Origin of the sequence: Pseudoalteromonas sp. NZS127_1 (assembly GCF_015864295.1) — a bacterium.
GTDB classification, from domain to species: domain Bacteria; phylum Pseudomonadota; class Gammaproteobacteria; order Enterobacterales; family Alteromonadaceae; genus Pseudoalteromonas; species Pseudoalteromonas arctica.
In genome coordinates this window covers 1-18,385 of the sequence record NZ_JADYXO010000036.1, presented here as the reverse complement: position 1 = coordinate 18,385, position 18,385 = coordinate 1, and the positions used below count along the sequence as shown (strand labels likewise).

Here is an 18,385-nt window from a genome sequence, read left to right as displayed (position 1 = left end):
AAAGTGGTGGAGGGAGCTGGATTCGAACCAGCGAAGGCTGAGCCGTCAGATTTACAGTCTGATCCCTTTGGCCGCTCGGGAACCCCTCCACGATAATTCTCTACTAATTCACTTCCGGTAAAAGGAAAGTGGTGCCGACTAACCGAGTCGAACGGTTGACCTACTGATTACAAGTCAGTTGCTCTACCAGCTGAGCTAAGTCGGCACTGCTTTAGTACGGGGCGAGATATTAGAGTAAGGTTTATTGGGATGCAACAATAAAATTAAAAAAAGTGTAAATTTTTAGTTTAAATGCTCAATATTCACGCGAAAACACGTTTTTTTCACTTTTTTATACTATTTTGCTTAGTTCGCGCCAATAATTTAGTCCCTTCATTACAAGCAATGAATCAAAAATACTTCCTGCAAATTGCTGCTGTAATAGTGAGCCATAGCCACCAGCAAAAATAATTTGTGTTGCTTGTTCTGTTTTTTGAGCCGTTAAATGCAGCTTAGCTTGCTCAATTGCCCCGATGGTTGCCACTAATGCACCATTTTTTAAACCATTTGGCGTGTTTTTACCCAATTCATTAGTAAATGGTGTTTTACCGTCATCAAAAACACGTTGGGTGTTTTGCGTAAGCGACGAGGTCATTAAATCAAGCCCGGGTAAAATCCAGCCACCTAAATGTAGCCCTTCACTATTGAGCACATCAATTGTGGTGGCGGTGCCTGCATCAACAACAATACATGCTTTATGTGGGTATAACTTAAAGCCTGCAATAAGCGCCAACCACCTATCTATACCTAAGTTACCCACATGCTCGTATGCGCAGATTAATCCTCCAAGCGTTTTGGTTACCTTAGCTTCAAAGCAAATGATATTATTGCTAGCCGCTTGCGCGAAAATATCGCTCAGTAAATCACTGCGCCCTACGCATGCATAAATCACTTCGGTTATTTGCACCCAAGGTAGGTTATTTATATCTGCTGGTTGTGCTTGCTCGTTATGCCACAGCACAGCTTTTAGTGATGTATTTCCTACATCGATCAGTAATCTCATACTTGCGCCTTTCGAAGAGAGACTTCCCCGCCGTAATAACTTTTTACTTCACCGTCTTGGCGAATTCGTATTCCACCTTGTGGGTCAATGCCTTCACATATTCCACGCCAGCTTCTGTGCCCAGTATTTAGCTCAACGTAATCGCCAGCAAACGCATTGAGTGAATTCCATTGCTCATACATATTTTGCAAACCAGTTTGACTATACTGCACTAAACGCTGCTCTAAATGATAAGTAAGTGACGCCACCAGCTGGTTTTTATCAAGCTTTTGAGTATGTTGATTTAAGTCGGTCCACGCTTGGTCTATATGTTGGCTAAAACTCTCAGGCATTTGTAAATTAATACCTATACCAATCACTAACTGACAAGGTCCTTGCGGCTGTCCGTCGAGTTCAACCAATACACCTGCAAGTTTTTGTTTATTTATATAAATATCGTTAGGCCATTTAAGCTCTACGTCAATTTGGTATAACGCTTTAATTGCATCATAAACAGCAAGGCCTACCGCAATTGATACACCCATTGCAGCTTGAAGCCCGTCATCTAAACGCCAAAAGTAACTGTAATACAAATTAGCGCCAAATGGGGATTGCCAAACACGGCCGCGTCGGCCGCGCCCTGCTTGCTGCATTTCAGCAACAATAACAGTGCCAGACTCAACCGCTGTTTTAGCCTGTATACGGCGCATAAGCTCGCTGTTGGTCGAATCAATAATAGGGTGCACTTCTACATCGGCAGTATTAGCACCTAGCGCTTTGTAGTGCTGATCAATTTGCGTTTTATTTAAAAGGCCCACTTGGTTATTTAAGCAATAGCCTTTGCCGGTTACTTTAAAAATATCCAAGCCCATTTCTTGTAACGTTTTAATATGTTTACTAACCGCAGCTCGACTAATTCCAAGCTCTTCACCTAAAGCTTGCCCAGATACAAAGCCACCTTGGTTGAGTGCATTTAAAATAGCGAGTTTGTTTCCATCAGGTGCTTTCATTATATTGGCTCCACACTAATATGACATTCGCTAGTTTGATTAATTAAACGTACTTCGTGCTCAAGCATAATGTTGTAGCGCGTATAAACAACTTGCTGAATATGTTTAATCATTTTTATTAGGTCACTACCTTCACTATTTCCGTGATTAACAAGCACTAGCGCTTGTTGTTCATGCACTTCTACACCTGCCTCGCGGTATCCTTTTAAACCACTTCGATCGATTAACCAACCAGCCGCTACCTTGTGATGGCTGTCCCCATATTCGTAATGGGGTAAATCTGCAAATTGTTTTAATAGCTCAGCTAACTGGGGGTTAGTTATTATTGGGTTTTTAAAAAAACTGCCCGCATTTGGCAATGTATATGGGTTTGGTAATTTACTATTACGCGTTTTTATAACCTGCTCAAACACTGCTTGCGGTGTAATAACATCTAGCTGCTGCAAAGGGCCATAACTTAAAACTGGTTGCCACTTTTTTGGAAGCGCTAAATGCACTTGCGTGATCACCGCTTTATTTTTAAGGTCATGTTTAAATATTGAGTCTCTGTAGGCAAATTCACATTGCGTATTATTTAGCGAGTGCATAGTTTTAGTGGTTATATCAAAGTATTCTACCGACTCTATAAATTTAGCTATCTCAACGCCATAAGCACCAATATTTTGCACCGGCGATGCGCCAACCGTACCCGGTATAAGAGCTAGATTTTCAAGCCCGGGTATATTTTTCTCTAATAAATAACTGACTAGTTGATGCCAGTTTTCGCCTGCAGCAATACTTATTAGTGTGTCGCTCTCACGCTCGGTGATTTTAATACCTTTTAAGGCTATTTTTATAACCGTACCCATGTAGTCATTTAAAAATACGGTATTACTGCCCTCGCCTAGCAAACAAAACGGTGCACTAAAACTTTGCGTTTTAAGTTGCTCAAGCTGAGTAATTTCAACAAAATTTTGGCATTGGCTGTTTAATGCGAATGTATGTAAGGAGTGTAATGAATGCGCCACAAAGCTCTCTAAAAATACCGGTAACTAATCGCAATAGTTTACCTCATCGTCGCAAATGTGGCACTAGATTGTAAAAATCACTCAACCCACCGTGCCAATCGTGATATAAAACCATCACTTTTTTATTTGTGTTCAGAGTAATGATGAAAATTAAACCTCTTTTTTTAAGCCTCGCTATGGCGGGTATGTGTTCGCAAGCAATGGCTAATGCGATTGACCAAAACTCGTATGCTAACCTTGATGATGTTGTTACTACTCACTTAAACCTTGATTTAGATGTCGACTTTGCCGACAAGCAGTTAGAAGGTTTTGTTGAGCATACTCTTCAGTGGAACAACAGCAAAAGCAGAACGCTTGTACTTGATACCCGCGACTTAGACATTGATAAAGTAATGTACAAAGATCAAAGCGGTAACTGGAAAAAAGCAACTTTTGATTTAGCTAAGCGTGATGACGTTAAAGGTTCAAAGCTTACTATTAAGTTTAAAAACCAAGCTGAAGTAGTGCGTATTTACTATAACAGCCGCCCAGAGGCATCAGGCCTGCAATGGTTAACACCAGAGCAAACGGCAAGTAAAACGCATCCATTTATGTACAGCCAATCGCAAGCAATTCATGCACGTAGTTGGATCCCAGTGCAAGATACACCTGCAATGCGTGTAACTTACTCTGCACGAATTCATACACCAAAAGATATACGCGCTGTAATGAGTGCCGATAACAAAGATGCGCTTTATAAAGATGGCGACTACATTTTTGATATGCCGCAAGCAATTTCACCTTACCTAATTGCTATTGGCGCAGGTAACTTAGAATTTAAAGCAATGTCGCACCAAACGGGCATATTTGCTGAGCCGACAATTTTAGATGCCTCAGTTGCTGAATTTGACGACACCCAAGCCATGATCGACAAAACAAACGCCATGTACGGCGAATATGCATGGGGTCGCTACGACTTATTAATGCTACCGCCAAGTTTTCCGTTTGGTGGCATGGAAAACCCACGCTTATCATTTATAACTCCAACGGTTGTTGCCGGTGATAAAAGCTTAGTTAACCTTATTGCCCATGAGCTTGCTCATTCTTGGTCAGGTAACTTAGTAACTAACGCAACGTGGGAAGATTTATGGTTAAACGAAGGTTTTACCTCGTACGTTGAAAACCGCATTATGGAAGAAGTATTTGGCCGTGACCGTGCGGTTATGGAACAAGCACTTGATTCTGCATCACTACGTGCGCAACTTAAAACAATTGACGCGCCAGACACTCGCCTTAATTTAAAACTTAACGGACGCGATCCAGACGATGCATTTAGCTCAGTGCCTTACACTAAAGGTCAACTATTCTTAATTTACTTAGAAAACAAATACGGTCGCGATAAATTTGACCCATTTGTGAAAGCGTACTTTAAAGAGTTTTCGTTTAAATCACTGACTACTGCACAATTTGTTACTTACTTAAAAGCTAACTTAATTGAAAAGTATCCTGGTGTTGTAAGCATGGATAAAGTAAACGAGTGGATTTTTGAACCTGGCTTACCAAGTGATGCACCAAACCCTACTTCTGATGCATTTGATAAAGTAGATACTGCAACAGCAGCATGGTTGAAAGGCGACACAACAGCAGCTCAACTACCAACGGCTGATTGGTCTGTACATGAGTGGCTACACTTTTTAAATAACTTACCACGCGATTTAAGCATAGAGAAAATGAGCGAGCTTGATAGTGAATTTAACCTAACGCAATCAACTAACGCTGAACGTGCGTTTGCTTGGTTTATGCTAGCAGTAGGTAATGGTTATCAACCAATTTATCCTGCGCTTAATAAGCACTTATCAGGTATTGGCCGTCGTAAGTTAATTGTGCCGTTATATAAATCACTTATCACTAACGGTAAAAAAGACTGGGCACAAAGCGTGTACTTAAAAGCACGCCCTGGGTATCACCCTCTTGCGCAAGGTACTATTGACGCATTATTTGAATAAATAGCGTTAACTAGAAACTAAAAAGGGCCAAATTTGGCCCTTTTGTTTTTCTGTTATTTTACTTTGTTACTTTTTCTAAAAAAGCTTTACGCTCTGCAGTTGTGGCTTGTTGCCACCAAAAATCAAGCATTTGCGGCGCACTTGGCATTCCTTTACCTGTAATTGGTGCTATCGGCTTTATCGGCTGACTAGGACGTGAAGGTCCTGCAGGCAATGTATTTTGCATTACCGGTTTATTGCTTGCTAGTTGCGTGTTAGAAATAACACTTAAAGGCTTAGCAACAGCGCTACTTTTTGCTTTTAAACTAACTTGTGGTGCTTCTGCAAATACTTTTGCAGATACTGCATTTTCAGCACGATTAAACACTAAGGTATAATCTTTACCTGCTTCAACAGTTACACTTACCCAAAATGGTTCCGACTCCACAACTTCGTGCGTGTCATAATCATCTTCATATAAATCGGTGTACTTTAGCCTAAGCTGATAAGTTCCGGGAGCAAGCTCTACATCATCAATACGACTAAACAAAGAGCTTTCTAGCATTTTATCGCCCACTTGCAGTGGTACAAATTCTTCTGGAAAGTGAATATTCTCAGCATTAGCCGAAAAACTAAGTAGTAATGCAACTGCACTACTTATTAAAATTGGTTTAAGCATATTAACTCCTTTATTTGATTTCAGTTTGACACTGCTTTGAAAGTTTGTCATTAGTGAGCTTAAAATTCACAACACTTAATTAGGAACACACTATGAGCCAAGAAACTATTTTTACCAAAATCATTAATCGTGAAATCCCGGCAGATATTATTTACGAAGATGAAAACACTCTCGCATTTAAAGATATAAACCCACAAGCGCCATTTCATGTGTTAATTATCCCAAAAAAAGCAATTGCTACTATAAATGATATAAATCCTGAAAACTCACATTTAGTAGGCAACTTATACGTAGTTGCAGCTAAATTAGCTAAGCAACATAATTTTGCTGAGGACGGATACCGCGTAGTTATGAACTGTAACGAACATGGTGGGCAAACTGTTTATCACATACATTTACACATGCTTGGCGGTAAAGAAATGGGCTGGCCACCTTATCAAAATGTAAAAAAAGTAAAATAATTAAAAGTTTTTATTAAATTGTTCCACTCAATTAATTAGTTACAAATGTTATGATTTTTCATAGTTATAAAGAATAAATAGTTACTTATTTGCAACATTTTGTGTTTAAATAATCGTAATATCGTATTTGTTATTGAGTACATCAGCGATTTTCTAATACAAAAGGTGTGGAAGTCGTGGTAAACTTAGTCAGTCAGCTTTATAAAAGAGTATAAAAAACATGAGCAGTTCAGCCTTTTTGTTATTAGATCAAGAGCCAATTAACACTATTGGTATTAACGTTTTAGAACCTTTGTTAAAAACGCAAGGCCTTGACGTAACCACAGGTACTAATATTTTAGACATACCTGAAGGGACTCGACTTTTGTTTATTGAAACATCAAGCAAGGATGCATGGGGAAAACTAAAAGAACAACTAGTAAACCTACGTATTAAATGCGATATCATATTATTTAATTTAGACGAAAACCCTGAGCTTGCTAATCGTGCATTGTTAAGCGGTATTCGTGGCGTATTTTACACAACAGATAACGCCGATGTATTAATGAAAGGTATTCGCTTACTACTTGAAGATCAACTTTGGTACCGTCGCGATATTATGTGTAATGCATTAAATCGTATGCTGCAATTTAATAAAGATGCGCTGCATAAACTAACCGAAGGTGATATTGAGCCTGTTAAACTTACTAAGCGAGAAAAAGCAATAATCTCACTAATGAGTAAAGGTTCCAAAAATAAAGAGATCGCAGAAGATTTAAGTATTAGTCCACATACTGTTAAAACACATTTATACAGCGCATTTAGAAAAACCAAATGTCGTAACCGTATTGAACTTCTATCGTGGGCACAACAAAATATCCCTGATGAAATTCGTTAATCAAATATTTAGTTTAAATTTAAAAGCAGACACTTAGGTGTCTGTTTTTGTATGTGTTACACACTTATTTAATACCAATTTGCTTGCCTAAGTGATCTGTTTTGATAATTGGTATAAGTGTATACTTTTGATAATCTTAGTTTAATAGCTACTTTGCTGGAATATTAATGCTCGACTCCTTCACTCTTTATTTTGCCAGCATCGCCATCATGGTCGTAATGACCTTACTTAACTTTTTGACATGGCGAACAAACAAACAAATATCGGGCACGCTGCTATACATTTTTTATCCCATATTGCTATTAGGCTCTGTTATTGGCTTTACTCTTGTTGGTGATACACATAATTTAGTAATTATTAGCGCTGCCAGTAGCATGATGTTTGCCGCATCAATAGTGCACTGCCTTTCACTTAGTCAATTTTTAAATTATCGCGGTATTGGTTTTAAATTACTCTGCTCAGTGACCGCTTTTTGCACTGTAATGCTTGGCTATTACACCTTTTTTGACCCATCTTTACACGAAAGAGTGATTGCATCCGATATACAACACATAGCAGAAGCCGGTTTTTTACTGTTTATATTTATTAAGTGTGCACGCAAACCCTATCCTAATGGCAGTATTGTATACATAACCATTTTAACGCTTGTTGCTTTAAGCTTTATTGGCCGCTCGTTATTTATGGATAACATTGAACAAAAAAATCTTTTAGTAAACGGCTGGTTTAGCTCTTTGCTATTTTTAAATGGCGTGATTGCACCCATGTTTTATGCTGCAGGTATGGCGTTATTATGTAATGAGCGCAGAGAGCAGCACCTCAATAAATTAGCCGATAAAGCACAAAAAGATTTAGAAATACGCGGGCTCTTTTTATCAACTATAAGCCACGAAATTCGCACGCCGCTAAACGGTATTTTAGGCAGCGCCCAACTTGTTATGAACCAAACAAGTGATACCCGCAATAAAGCCTATTGCGAAGCGATTATAAATTCTGCCGAATCACTTAACTTATTGGTAGATAAGGTCCTTGATTACGCGAGCCTAGATCAAAGTGACGAAGCGCTTTACGAAGAAGATGTAGAGTTTAAAACATGGCTTAATAATTTATGTTTATTACTAAGCCCTCTCGCCGAGCAAAAGCAACTCAAGTTTGAACTAATATGTAATATTCCTGAGCAAGCCTGTTATTACTGCGACCAGCAAAAACTTAGGCAAATAATTATTAATTTAGTGGGTAATGCCATTAAGTTTACAGACCACGGAACCGTTAAAATTCAGGTTGATTTAGTATTAGAAAAACAACTTGAGCACACTATAAAAATTAGTGTCAAAGATTCAGGGCCAGGTATAGAAAATGATGAGATAGCCTACTTAACAGAACCTTATGTACAAAGTAGTGCAGGAAAAGAGAAAGGCGGAACCGGCCTTGGTTTAGCTATTACCAGTCGCCTGCTTGAAAAGCTCAGTAGCCGACTCGAAATAGCCAGCCAGCTTGGTACTGGTAGTGTATTTAGCTTTACCGTTACTTTTACTTTAGGTGAATTAAGCCTTGTAGAGCAGCGCCATCAAACTAAAGATTACTTAACAGGTCTTAATGTACTACTGGTTGAAGATTTAGATTTAAATCAAAAAATTGCTATAGAATTTATGGCCGACGATGAACACAAAATTAAGCTCGCAAAAGATGGGAAAAGCGCCATAGAGCTCATGCAAGCTCACCACTTCGATGTTGTTTTGCTTGATATGAATCTACCTGATTTAACAGGCCAAGAAGTACTTAAACGTCTAAAACGCATTGATCATAAAAATCAACGAACTCCAGTACTCGCATTTACTGCAAGCCTTAGCCCAGACGAAGTAAAAGAGTATTTAGAATTAGGAATAAAAGACATTGTAGGCAAGCCTATTAAGCACGAAAAGCTTCGCCAAGCACTTAGCGACTCTCAATCTAATCAAACTGCGAGTATTGCAGTAGAGCTTATTGATACGTTGTATGACAAAACAGCGGCCGAAACACTCACCAGCTCGTTTAGTGAAGATGAAGTATCGTCGATTTATAATGAGTTTGTGCTTTCGGCGCGTAACAAGCTAATTCGCTGTCAAAAGCTTATTGATCAACAACCAGAGCAATGCATTAAGCTTTTACATCGCCAAGCAAGTACCGCTCTGCAACTTGGTTTTAATCGCTATGGTATTGAGCTGAAAAAAATAGAACGTCGTTTACTCGATAAAAAGCCACACAACGATATGCTTGATGAAGCGTTAGAACTGTGGCAACGCAGCTTAGAGCAATATTTAAAGTTTGTGCGTGGGCAGTTAGAGTAATAGTGAATTAGCTTTAAAAATAGCTAATTATTAGCCTCTTCCATATTTATCATCAAATCGCTCTATATCGCTTTCATCAAGTACAGCACCGGTTTGCACTTCAATGACAATTAACGGCTCTTTTTGATTATTAGCCAAGCTATGAATTTGTTTTGCGGCGATATAACACGATTGGTCGTGCGTTAGCGTATGCGCTTGCTCATTAATACACACATCTGCAATACCCGAAACCACAACCCAATGTTCAGCACGATGCTGATGGCGCTGCGTCGAAAGCTTAGCACCGCTATTAACAGTAATTTTTTTAACTTTAAAGCCAGTGCCTTCAACCAAAGTACGGTAATTCCCCCATGGGCGAAAAACCACTTGATGATGGTTAAGTTTATCGGCCTGTGTTGTAGCAATTTGCTTAAGCAACAAAGGCAAAGAATCTAGCTCATTTTGGTTTGCAATTAACGTGGCATCATGAGTATGAATAATTGCTAAATTGCTTACTCCAAGCGTGGCAATAGTGTGTTCAGTCTCGTTAATAACTAAGTTATTAGTGCTTTTTTGAGCCATATAATTAGCATTTAAGCTATTACCGTTTTCATCTTTTTTTGTAAGCGCATCAAGGGATGAAAAACTACCTACATCACTCCATTTTAAATCAACAGGCATAACAACTACGTTATTACTGCGCTCTAAAATAGCGTAATCAATTGAATCGCTTGGGCAGTGCTCAAGCGCACTACTGCTTGGGCGGGTAAACCCTAAATCTTTAGTAAATTGTGTTGCTGCAGCGACACTCGTTGCTATTTTTGGCGCAAACCGCTCGAGCTCTTTTAAATAGGTCGCTGGGGTAAATAAAAACATGCCGATATTCCAGCTATAACCACCTTGAGCTAAATAACGGTTCGCTGTATCTAAGTCAGGCTTTTCTTTAAATTGAGCAACATCGTAACAACCCGTTCCAGCAATAGCCGCGCCTTGTTTTATATAGCCATAACCAGTATGCGGTTCTGTAGGCGTAATAGAAAATGTAACTAGCTTTCCTTGCGCAGCAAGTTTTACAGCTTCAGGGAGCTTAGCTGTTAATACATCAAAGTTTTTAATATGATGATCGGCAGGCATCACTAATAGCGGACCGGTAATCCCATTTTGCAGTGCATAGTGGGCGGCTAATGCGATGGCAGGAGCGGTATTTTTACCTTTGGGTTCGAGTAATAATGCAGTAGGAATTGAGCTTGCAGCTTGCTCGGCGGCAATAAATCGGTGCTGCTCATTACACACTAAAATAGCATTATCAAACAACTCATTAGAAACACGCGCCAATGTACTTTGCAGTAATGACGTGTTTTCATTTAGTAGTGGTAAAAATTGTTTAGGCATTGCTTGGCGAGAAAGCGGCCACAAGCGAGAGCCTATGCCACCAGCTAAAATTACAGGAGTGATTAAAGTGTTCATAATGTATATTAGCCGCCAACAAAAATATCTGCGACTATTTTAACACTTTATTGGCTCTGCGCTAAATTAACGTGTCTATATTAATGTAAAAGGGTCTGCATCTAAATAGGCAGGAAACGCTGCTTTAAACTCATCCAGTGGTGCTTTTTCAAGTGTGATAGTAACTAGTTGCTCTGCGTCATCTTGCGCTTTAGTTAACGCATCGCCTTTGAAGTCGTATACTGCGGTACCGCCATTGTGCGCCACACCATTACCGTCGTCACCCACACGATTAACGCCTACTACGTAACACAGGTTTTCCATTGCACGCGCCATAAGTAACGTATCCCAAATATGGCGGCGCACAGCAGGCCAGTTTGCTACGTTTATCATTACATCGTAGTCGTTATTATTACGTTGAAATACCGGAAAGCGCAGGTCGTAACATACCTGCGGTAATAGTTTAAAACCATTGATTTCAAAAACTTTGCGTGCTTGCCCTGCTACAACGTAGTCGCCCTCACTGCCTAAGCGAAATAAATGGCGCTTATCGTAATAACTCACCTCTCCATCGGGTTTTACCCAATAAAACCGATTTGCTTTTTTATCGCCTTGTGCAACAAGTACCGAACCCGCAATAAACGCATTATGTTTATGAGCCTGCGCCTTTAACCACGTCAGTACTTTACCGTTTTCGGGCTCTGCACAATCTAAATTAATAGCAAAGCCAGTCGAGAATGTTTCGGGCAATAAAATAAGATCGGGCTGATGCGTAATTGACTCAAGCTGCTTATTAAACATGGCTAAATTAGCATCTTTATCAAGCCAATAAAGCGAGCTTTGCAATGCTGTAATGGTTAAAGTTGACATAATATTTGCGCAGCCTCTATGAGAGTGTTGTCGTTTTTAGCAAAGCATAAACGAATGACTTTGTCGGTTGGTGGATTTTGATAAAAAACACTTAACGGAATAGCCGCAACACCGGCTTGCTCAACTAACCAGTGGCAAAAATCAACATCGTTTAAATCCGATACATCGCTGTAATCTAACAATAAAAAGTAAGTGCCCTGGCTAGGTAAAATTTTAAAACGGCTGTTACTTAAATGACTCGCTAATAAGTCTCGTTTTTGCTGATAAAACCCACTTAGCTCATCTATATGCTCGCCTTGCTGCTCGAGCATATCGGCAAGCGCATGCTGTGCGGGGGTAAAACTTGAAAACGTAACGTACTGATGAATTTTTCTAAATTCGACAGCTAAATCTGCAGGTGCAATACAGTAACCCATTTTCCAGCCCGTGCTGTGAAACGTTTTACCAAAACTCGATACAACAAAGCTTTTGGCAAATAATTCATCATCGCGTAATACGCTTAAATGCGGTTGTTCATCAAACGTAATGTGCTCATATACCTCATCGCTTATTACATACAAATTGTGAGTACCAACTAACTCTTTAAGCGCTTTTATATCTTGTGGCTGTAATATTTTACCGCTTGGGTTATGAGGCGTATTAATAATAATTGCACGGGTATTTTTAGTAATTGCTTGGCTTACTACTTGCCAATCAATAGTGTAATTTGGCGCACTTAAAGCAATGTGTACTGACTTTCCACCAGCGAGTTCAATTGCCGGTTGGTAAGAGTCATATGCAGGGTCAAATACAATCACTTCATCACTTGGGCGCACAATTGTTTGAATAGCCACAAACAATGCCTCTGTTGCACCTGAGGTAACAGTAACTTGATCAGCTGCGTTGATATCAGCTGCATATTTGCGCTTTGCTAAATCAGCAATTTGTTGCTGTAATCGTGGTACACCACTTGAAGGTGAATATTGATTAACGCCCTGCTGCACATAATAATTTAACTGCGTTTTTAAAAGATCAGGAGCATCAAACTCAGGAAAGCCTTGAGAGAGATTAATTGCCGAAAACTCATTAGCCAACCCGCTCATTTGGCTAAATATACTAACGCCTAAATTTGGTAATTTACTTTCAAACACGTGATGCCCTTAATGATGGTTTTGCGCTTAAAGCGATGCTATCATTGCTTAAAACAGAAGTATAGCCGTCTAAAAACAATTAACTTTACGCTCATTAGTGAGGAATGTATGCAAAACAATACCGCTATTTCACAACTTATTGAAGCCGGAAAATGGGTTAGCCAAAAAGGCTGGGTACCCGCAACAGGTGGAAACTTTTCAGCTCGTACTAGCACTGGCTTTGTTGTTACAGCAAGTGGGCACGATAAAGGCTCACTGACGCAAGAGCATTTTTTGCAATTAGATCACCAAGGCGAGCGCCTAGCAGGAGCTGTAAAGCCATCGGCAGAAACACAATTACACCTAAGTTTGTATCAGCTTATACCTGATGCACAGTGTGTTTTGCATACTCACTCTGTAGCCGCCACCGTACTGTCGCAAATTAGCCAAAGGCATCAGCTTGATTTAACAGGCTATGAAATGCAAAAAGCACTGAGCGGCTTTACTTCGCATTTAGAAACGCTGAGCATTCCTATTTTCGATAACGATCAAGATATTGACCGATTAAGCCTGCTGGTCAGTGACCATCATTTACATACACCAATAGAGCATGGCGTACTTATACGTGGTCATGGCTTATATGCTGTAGGGCGCAATATTGATGAAGTTCGCCGCCACCTAGAAGCCTTAGAGTTTTTATTTAGTTGCGAACTAGAGCGCCTAAAAATAATAGGTATTCAAGCGGGAGTAACTAAATGATTAAAGCCATTTTAACCGACATCGAAGGTACAATAACCCGCATCTCGTTTGTTAAAGAGGTGCTGTTTCCTTACGCGGCAAAGCAATTACCTACCTTTGTACGTGCCAATGCTAATAAGCCAGATGTAGCTGAGCAAATTAGTGCCGTAAAAGCCCTTATCGAAAAGCCAAACGCCAATATAGAAGAAGTCATTACCACCTTACTTACCTGGATTGATGAAGATAAAAAAATCACTCCACTTAAGCAGTTACAAGGCTTAATCTGGCAAACAGGGTATGAACACGGTGATTTTAAAGGTCATTTATACCCAGATGCATTTGATTTTTTACAAGCTCAACACAACAACGATATTACTTTGTATGTGTACTCGTCAGGGTCGGTAAAAGCGCAGCAGCTACTTTTTAAATACAGTGATTATGGCGACATTCGCAGCTTGTTTACTGACTTTTTTGACACCAAAGTTGGCGCAAAACAAGAGCAAACAGCCTATAACACTATTGTTGATCTGTTACCGTTTAAAGCAGCAGAAATACTCTTTTTAAGTGATGTAGCCGGCGAGCTTGATGCCGCGCAAGCTGCGGGCATAAAAACATTACATTTAATTCGTGATGGGCAAGCAAACACCAAAACACATCCTTATATTAATGACTTTAGCCAATTTAAATTGGAGCAATTAGTATGAGCCAATTAACAGTGTATGCCGACAACAATGCAAACAAAGCACTTGTAAGCACATCAAATGCTGATGATATTGCAAAGCAACTAGCTAAAGTAAACGTACGTTTTGAACAGTGGCAAGCAAATGCAGATATTAATGAGCACACCACCCATGAGCAAATTATTAGTGCGTACAAAAACGATATAGATCGGTTAAAAACTGAAAATGGCTATCAAACAGTAGACGTTATATCTCTAGCTAAAGGTAATCCTGCCTCATCAGAGCTGCGCAAAAAGTTTTTATTTGAACATACTCATAGTGAAGACGAAGTACGTTTTTTTGTAAAAGGCCAAGGGCTATTTTGCCTACATTTAGACAATAAGGTTTATCAGGTACTTTGCCAACAAGGCGATTTAATTTCAGTGCCTGAACTTACCCCGCATTGGTTTGATATGGGAAGCGCTCCTGAGTTTACTGCCATTCGCTTATTTAACAATACAGAGGGCTGGGTAGCAAAAAGTACTGACTCGTCTATTGCAGAGCAATTTCCCTTACTCGATTAATAAAGCTCAGTGCACGCATGCCTAAACTATATTTTCTATAAGCGTATTTATGCAATTTGCAGGATGACTTCAATCACTTAACTCTGTAATATTATTTTAGCAATGCAGCTGATAAAGAGTAACTTTCCAATGGTGAACGAACAATATCAAAAGTCTAAACAACAACTAGCCTACTCACGTAAGCAAGTTGAAAAGGCTGGTCGTATTTTTCGTAAAAATGAAGGTGATTTTGACTTTGCAATAGAGGTTGTACAAAACTATCGTGCAGCACATTTATATCCGCTGACTATTATTAAAAACCTCGTATGGAAACATGTAAAAAAGCTTCATTTGCTAGAATCGGCGACTATAGTTAGACGCTTAAAGCGCTTGCCAACTATTATAGATAAGTTACAAAGAGCCTCGTTGGATGGTAAAAGTGAAAACGCAATAAATCTGAAGCGAATGCACGACATAGGTGGCTGCCGAGTAATCTTAGATAATCTAGAGCATCTATATCAACTCAACGCAAGTTTAGATTCGAGTAGAGCAGTTCATAGCGTTAAATCATATGATTATATTGAAAACCCAAAAGCGACAGGCTATAGAGGTATTCATCGTGTTTATAAAAGTTATAACAATTTAAAATCTCACGATTATAAAGGCTTTCAAATTGAAGTACAGTTACGCACTAGGCTTCAGCACCTTTGGGCTACTACTGTTGAAATTGTAGATATTATTGAAAAAGAAACACTAAAAACCAATCCCCAAGCAGCCGACACAGATTGGAAGCGATTATTTTTTATCATGGGTGAGTTTCTTGCAGTCAAAGATGGTTCAAATCAATTAAGTTCACAACAATCGCAGACCTTTGTTGATGAGCTTTCGGCACTAAATAAAAAGCTAGCCGCATTTCATAAGCTTGATGCATTTAATCGCGCATTCCAAGTTGACGAAATTAAAAATAAATCGAAAGATACAGGCTTTGCTTTACTCGTTCACAACACAGAAACACAAATGGGTCGAGTCTTTTTATATGCAGAAAATAAAAAGCAAGAAGCTCTAACGCATTACGCTGAACAAGAAAAACAAACTCACAATAACGTGCTTCTAGTTGCAGGGAGCGACTTGAAATCAATAGAAAAAGCCTACCCCAACTACCTAAATAGTACCTCTGAGTTTCTTTCAGAATTCAGTCGCATATTATTGAGTTAGCTCTTTAAGTTTACCCATTAATACTTGTTGCTGGTTATACACACCCGTATCTAACACCCACCCTGTGACCAGTTTTGCCGGCGTTATATCAAATGCAGGGTTATACACATTAGCATTAGTGGGCGCCCATAAAGCCTCACCAAAGCTACCGCTAACTCCGCGCACTTCTTGAGGATTACGTTGCTCTATTTCTATATCATTACCACACGCGGTGTTGGTATCAAGCGTGGTAATAGGCGCAACTACATAAAATGGAATGTTATGGAAATACGCAAGTACGGCTAAATTATAGGTGCCCACTTTATTGGCAAAATCACCATTGGCAGCAATACGATCAGCCCCTACCACTATTTTATCCACCTTACCTGCAGCCATTAAACTCGCCGCCATATTATCGCAAATTAGAGTGTAAGGTATTTTCCAGCGCTCAAGCTCAAAGGCAGTTAAGCGACCGCCTTGTAATAATGGTCGTGTTTCATCAACCCACACATGTACGTTGCCATATTTTTGCTGCGCTTTGTAAATAACACCTAGTGCAGTACCAATACCAGCGGTTGCAAGCGCCCCTGTATTACAATGGGTTAATATGTTGTCGCCACTATTTATAAGTTCGGCGCCACGGCTTGCCATTCGCTCACACAGCTCAATATCTTCAATAAACAACCGCTCAGCTGTGGTAACAATACCGGCAACATAACCGCTTTGCGTTAAAGCTTTACGCAATGCAGCCATACAATGCATTAAATTAACCGCCGTTGGGCGAGTGGCTTCTAGCTCATTGATTGCTTTTTCAAGCTCACCTTTAACTACCCCTTGCTCAGCTAAATACGCCACTAACAAGCTCGCGCTTAAACCAATAAGTGGAGCTCCACGTACTTTTAAACTAATGATCAGCTCTTTCATGGTTTCTACATCATGGCATTGATGCCATACCTGCTGGTGAGGTAGTAAATATTGGTCGAGCACACTAAGCGACCCGTTTTCATATTTTAAACTGCTTGCGATTAAATTTTGCATAATGCTTAAGGTATTAAAAATGCGTAACGTTATTTTACACCACTTTGAATAACTCTCAAGTTGGACTTGTAGACATCTAAACATTTAAAGGTATAGAATGCTTAAAAGCTGATTTTTGAGATTTAAACCATGACTAACTATGTTGCTTTTAATGCACAGCGCGCTATCGATTATGTATCGACATTAATTGAATCTAAACAATGTAATTTTTTTGCTCCCGGACAAGCCTTATCGGCATATGAGTTTGGTGATGGCAATCTTAATTTAGTATTTAGAATTACTGATGAGCAAAACAATAGTGTTATTTTAAAGCAAGCTCTGCCTTATGCGCGTTGCGTGGGTGAGTCGTGGCCATTAACGCTTGATAGAGCTCGTATAGAAGCACAAGTTTTGCTTAATCATGGCGCTATTTGCCCAACTTATACTGCTAGGGTTTTACATTATAGTGAAATGCAAGCACTGACTATTTTAGAAGATTTAGGTAATTTACAAATACTGCGAACTGCACAAAATAATGCTGAGCAATTTCCTAAATTAGCGCAGCACGTAGCGACCTACTTAAGCCATACTGGTTTTTATAATTCAGATTTTTATTTAACCGCACAAACTAAAAAAGCGCTCGTTAGCCAATTTACTAACCCTGAGCTTTGCCAAATCACTGAAGACTTATTTTTTAGCGATCCGTACATTGAGCACGAACGCAATAACTACCCAAAGCAACTACAAAGCGAAGTTGATGCAATACACAAGAACAGCGCATTAAAGTTAGAAATAGCAAAATTAAAAGCTAATTTTTTATCTAACCCGCAAACATTACTCCATGGTGATATGCATAGCGGCAGTATTTTTGTTGATTGTAATAATACAAAGATGATCGATCCTGAGTTTGGTTTTTTTGGTCCTACTGGGTTCGATATTGGCTCTTTTATTGGTAATTTACTTTTAAATTACTGCGCACAATACGGGCATATTGAAGATTTTTTGACTCGTCGTAATTATCAAACCCACTTATTAAGCACCCTTGTTGAATGCTATACCTTATTTGAACAACATTGGCTTACGCTTATAAATGAGCACACTACTGAAGTTGCGCTAAAGGTTACAGGCTACAGTGAATACTTTATAAAAGGGGTATTACAAGACGCCATTGGTTACTGTGGTGCTGAGTTAATTAGGCGCACCATAGGGCTCGCACATGTAACCGATATAGATAGTATTGGTGATGATAAGGCGCGTCTTATAGTGCAAAAACAAACATTAGCACTAGGCGAGCAACTTATTTTGAATGCCCACACGTGCAACAACAAAGAAGCATTTTTTAGTTTATTAATAAGCCAATTAAATTAAAAAACATTAAAAAAGGCGCTATTAGCTGTCTCTTGATCACAAGTCTGGCTCAAGAGATTTTGCTAAATCGTAGCCTTCCAGGATGGCTTGTAACTTAAG

At 39.3% G+C, this 18,385-nt stretch carries 17 protein-coding genes and 2 tRNA genes; 9 read left to right on the top strand and 10 right to left on the bottom strand.

All coding sequences use genetic code 11. The features are described from left to right. Positions 1–4: 4 nt before the first annotated feature. From I6F50_RS19505 to murB, 5 genes are all read right to left on the bottom strand, one after another. Positions 5–89: transfer RNA gene (locus tag I6F50_RS19505), tRNA-Tyr, on the bottom strand. 40 nt (positions 90–129) lie between these two features. Continuing rightward, positions 130–205 (bottom strand) — tRNA-Thr (locus I6F50_RS19500). A gap of 126 nt (positions 206–331) precedes the next feature. Next, positions 332–1,042, bottom strand: a complete 711-nt coding sequence (locus I6F50_RS19495) for a type III pantothenate kinase (RefSeq protein ID WP_165740114.1) — start codon at positions 1,040–1,042, stop codon at positions 332–334. After that, positions 1,039–2,031 carry a bifunctional biotin--[acetyl-CoA-carboxylase] ligase/biotin operon repressor BirA gene (birA, locus tag I6F50_RS19490; protein ID WP_165740112.1) on the bottom strand — a complete coding sequence of 331 codons (993 nt, stop codon included), beginning with the start codon at positions 2,029–2,031 and terminating at the stop codon, positions 1,039–1,041. Before birA ends, I6F50_RS19495 begins: the two co-directional genes overlap by 4 nt. Continuing rightward, positions 2,031–3,038, bottom strand: a complete 1,008-nt coding sequence (murB, locus tag I6F50_RS19485) for a UDP-N-acetylmuramate dehydrogenase (RefSeq protein WP_165740110.1) — start codon at positions 3,036–3,038, stop codon at positions 2,031–2,033. Before murB ends, birA begins: the two co-directional genes overlap by 1 nt. 143 nt (positions 3,039–3,181) lie before the next feature. Between murB and I6F50_RS19480 the strand changes: the two genes are divergently transcribed. Beyond that, the gene (locus tag I6F50_RS19480; protein WP_165740108.1) at positions 3,182–5,023 is read left to right on the top strand and encodes a M1 family metallopeptidase; all 1,842 of its coding nucleotides are present in this window, start codon (positions 3,182–3,184) and stop codon (positions 5,021–5,023) included. A 58-nt stretch (positions 5,024–5,081) separates the two neighbouring features. On the opposite strand, the gene I6F50_RS19475 is transcribed toward I6F50_RS19480, so the two are convergent. Beyond that, a complete protein-coding gene (locus tag I6F50_RS19475; protein WP_121955040.1) occupies positions 5,082–5,681 on the bottom strand; it encodes a DUF2057 domain-containing protein in 600 nt (199 codons plus the stop codon). Positions 5,682–5,773: 92 nt separating this feature from the next. On the opposite strand from I6F50_RS19475, the gene I6F50_RS19470 reads away from it, so the two are divergent. The 3 genes from I6F50_RS19470 to I6F50_RS19460 all read left to right on the top strand — a co-directional run bounded on the left by I6F50_RS19470 (position 5,774) and on the right by I6F50_RS19460 (position 9,343). Further along, entirely contained in the window at positions 5,774–6,142 is a 369-nt protein-coding gene (locus I6F50_RS19470) for a histidine triad nucleotide-binding protein (RefSeq protein ID WP_007579887.1), read from the top strand. A 220-nt stretch (positions 6,143–6,362) separates the two neighbouring features. Beyond that, on the top strand, positions 6,363–7,019 hold the full coding sequence (locus I6F50_RS19465; protein WP_004334929.1) for a response regulator transcription factor: 657 nt from the start codon (positions 6,363–6,365) through the stop codon (positions 7,017–7,019). 167 nt (positions 7,020–7,186) lie between these two features. Further along, positions 7,187–9,343 (top strand): response regulator, encoded by a 2,157-nt coding sequence (locus I6F50_RS19460; RefSeq protein WP_197177074.1) that lies wholly within the window; start codon positions 7,187–7,189, stop codon positions 9,341–9,343. A 30-nt stretch (positions 9,344–9,373) separates the two neighbouring features. On the opposite strand, the gene I6F50_RS19455 is transcribed toward I6F50_RS19460, so the two are convergent. The 3 genes from I6F50_RS19455 to I6F50_RS19445 all read right to left on the bottom strand — a co-directional run bounded on the left by I6F50_RS19455 (position 9,374) and on the right by I6F50_RS19445 (position 12,768). After that, positions 9,374–10,789 carry a mannose-1-phosphate guanylyltransferase/mannose-6-phosphate isomerase gene (locus I6F50_RS19455; RefSeq protein WP_197177072.1) on the bottom strand — a complete coding sequence of 472 codons (1,416 nt, stop codon included), beginning with the start codon at positions 10,787–10,789 and terminating at the stop codon, positions 9,374–9,376. 75 nt (positions 10,790–10,864) lie between these two features. Next, positions 10,865–11,638, bottom strand: a complete 774-nt coding sequence (locus tag I6F50_RS19450; protein ID WP_165740104.1) for an amidohydrolase — start codon at positions 11,636–11,638, stop codon at positions 10,865–10,867. Next, a complete protein-coding gene (locus I6F50_RS19445) occupies positions 11,626–12,768 on the bottom strand; it encodes a methionine aminotransferase (RefSeq protein WP_197120155.1) in 1,143 nt (380 codons plus the stop codon). The genes I6F50_RS19450 and I6F50_RS19445 overlap by 13 nt, the downstream gene beginning before the upstream one ends. 108 nt (positions 12,769–12,876) lie before the next feature. Between I6F50_RS19445 and I6F50_RS19440 the strand changes: the two genes are divergently transcribed. The 4 genes from I6F50_RS19440 to I6F50_RS19425 all read left to right on the top strand — a co-directional run bounded on the left by I6F50_RS19440 (position 12,877) and on the right by I6F50_RS19425 (position 15,922). After that, a complete protein-coding gene (locus tag I6F50_RS19440) occupies positions 12,877–13,506 on the top strand; it encodes a methylthioribulose 1-phosphate dehydratase (protein WP_197177070.1) in 630 nt (209 codons plus the stop codon). Next, entirely contained in the window at positions 13,503–14,189 is a 687-nt protein-coding gene (gene mtnC / locus I6F50_RS19435) for an acireductone synthase (RefSeq protein WP_165740100.1), read from the top strand. The genes I6F50_RS19440 and mtnC overlap by 4 nt, the downstream gene beginning before the upstream one ends. Continuing rightward, a complete protein-coding gene (locus I6F50_RS19430) occupies positions 14,186–14,728 on the top strand; it encodes an acireductone dioxygenase (protein ID WP_165740098.1) in 543 nt (180 codons plus the stop codon). The genes mtnC and I6F50_RS19430 overlap by 4 nt, the downstream gene beginning before the upstream one ends. 129 nt (positions 14,729–14,857) lie before the next feature. Then, entirely contained in the window at positions 14,858–15,922 is a 1,065-nt protein-coding gene (locus I6F50_RS19425; protein WP_101217511.1) for a RelA/SpoT domain-containing protein, read from the top strand. Here I6F50_RS19425 and mtnA read toward each other — a convergent pair. After that, positions 15,911–16,939 (bottom strand): S-methyl-5-thioribose-1-phosphate isomerase, encoded by a 1,029-nt coding sequence (gene mtnA / locus I6F50_RS19420; protein WP_165729515.1) that lies wholly within the window; start codon positions 16,937–16,939, stop codon positions 15,911–15,913. The two genes, I6F50_RS19425 and mtnA, sit on opposite strands and share 12 nt — an antisense overlap. A gap of 129 nt (positions 16,940–17,068) precedes the next feature. Between mtnA and mtnK the strand changes: the two genes are divergently transcribed. After that, the gene (gene mtnK, locus I6F50_RS19415) at positions 17,069–18,286 is read left to right on the top strand and encodes an S-methyl-5-thioribose kinase (protein WP_197120156.1); all 1,218 of its coding nucleotides are present in this window, start codon (positions 17,069–17,071) and stop codon (positions 18,284–18,286) included. Positions 18,287–18,385 lie beyond the last annotated feature (99 nt).

What these genes read in the sequence shown, in the direction of transcription:
- I6F50_RS19455 (WP_197177072.1), bottom strand. Translation starts at nt 10,789, where the DNA reads ATGAACACTTTAATCACTCCTGTAATTTTAGCTGGTGGCATAGGCTCT.
- I6F50_RS19430 (WP_165740098.1), top strand. Translation starts at nt 14,186, where the DNA reads ATGAGCCAATTAACAGTGTATGCCGACAACAATGCAAACAAAGCACTT.
- I6F50_RS19470 (WP_007579887.1), top strand. Translation starts at nt 5,774, where the DNA reads ATGAGCCAAGAAACTATTTTTACCAAAATCATTAATCGTGAAATCCCG.
- birA (WP_165740112.1), bottom strand. Translation starts at nt 2,031, where the DNA reads ATGAAAGCACCTGATGGAAACAAACTCGCTATTTTAAATGCACTCAAC.
- I6F50_RS19450 (WP_165740104.1), bottom strand. Translation starts at nt 11,638, where the DNA reads ATGTCAACTTTAACCATTACAGCATTGCAAAGCTCGCTTTATTGGCTT.
- I6F50_RS19425 (WP_101217511.1), top strand. Translation starts at nt 14,858, where the DNA reads ATGGTGAACGAACAATATCAAAAGTCTAAACAACAACTAGCCTACTCA.
- mtnK (WP_197120156.1), top strand. Translation starts at nt 17,069, where the DNA reads ATGACTAACTATGTTGCTTTTAATGCACAGCGCGCTATCGATTATGTA.
- mtnC (WP_165740100.1), top strand. Translation starts at nt 13,503, where the DNA reads ATGATTAAAGCCATTTTAACCGACATCGAAGGTACAATAACCCGCATC.
- I6F50_RS19475 (WP_121955040.1), bottom strand. Translation starts at nt 5,681, where the DNA reads ATGCTTAAACCAATTTTAATAAGTAGTGCAGTTGCATTACTACTTAGT.
- mtnA (WP_165729515.1), bottom strand. Translation starts at nt 16,939, where the DNA reads ATGCAAAATTTAATCGCAAGCAGTTTAAAATATGAAAACGGGTCGCTT.
- I6F50_RS19480 (WP_165740108.1), top strand. Translation starts at nt 3,182, where the DNA reads ATGAAAATTAAACCTCTTTTTTTAAGCCTCGCTATGGCGGGTATGTGT.
- I6F50_RS19460 (WP_197177074.1), top strand. Translation starts at nt 7,187, where the DNA reads ATGCTCGACTCCTTCACTCTTTATTTTGCCAGCATCGCCATCATGGTC.
- I6F50_RS19495 (WP_165740114.1), bottom strand. Translation starts at nt 1,042, where the DNA reads ATGAGATTACTGATCGATGTAGGAAATACATCACTAAAAGCTGTGCTG.
- I6F50_RS19465 (WP_004334929.1), top strand. Translation starts at nt 6,363, where the DNA reads ATGAGCAGTTCAGCCTTTTTGTTATTAGATCAAGAGCCAATTAACACT.
- I6F50_RS19440 (WP_197177070.1), top strand. Translation starts at nt 12,877, where the DNA reads ATGCAAAACAATACCGCTATTTCACAACTTATTGAAGCCGGAAAATGG.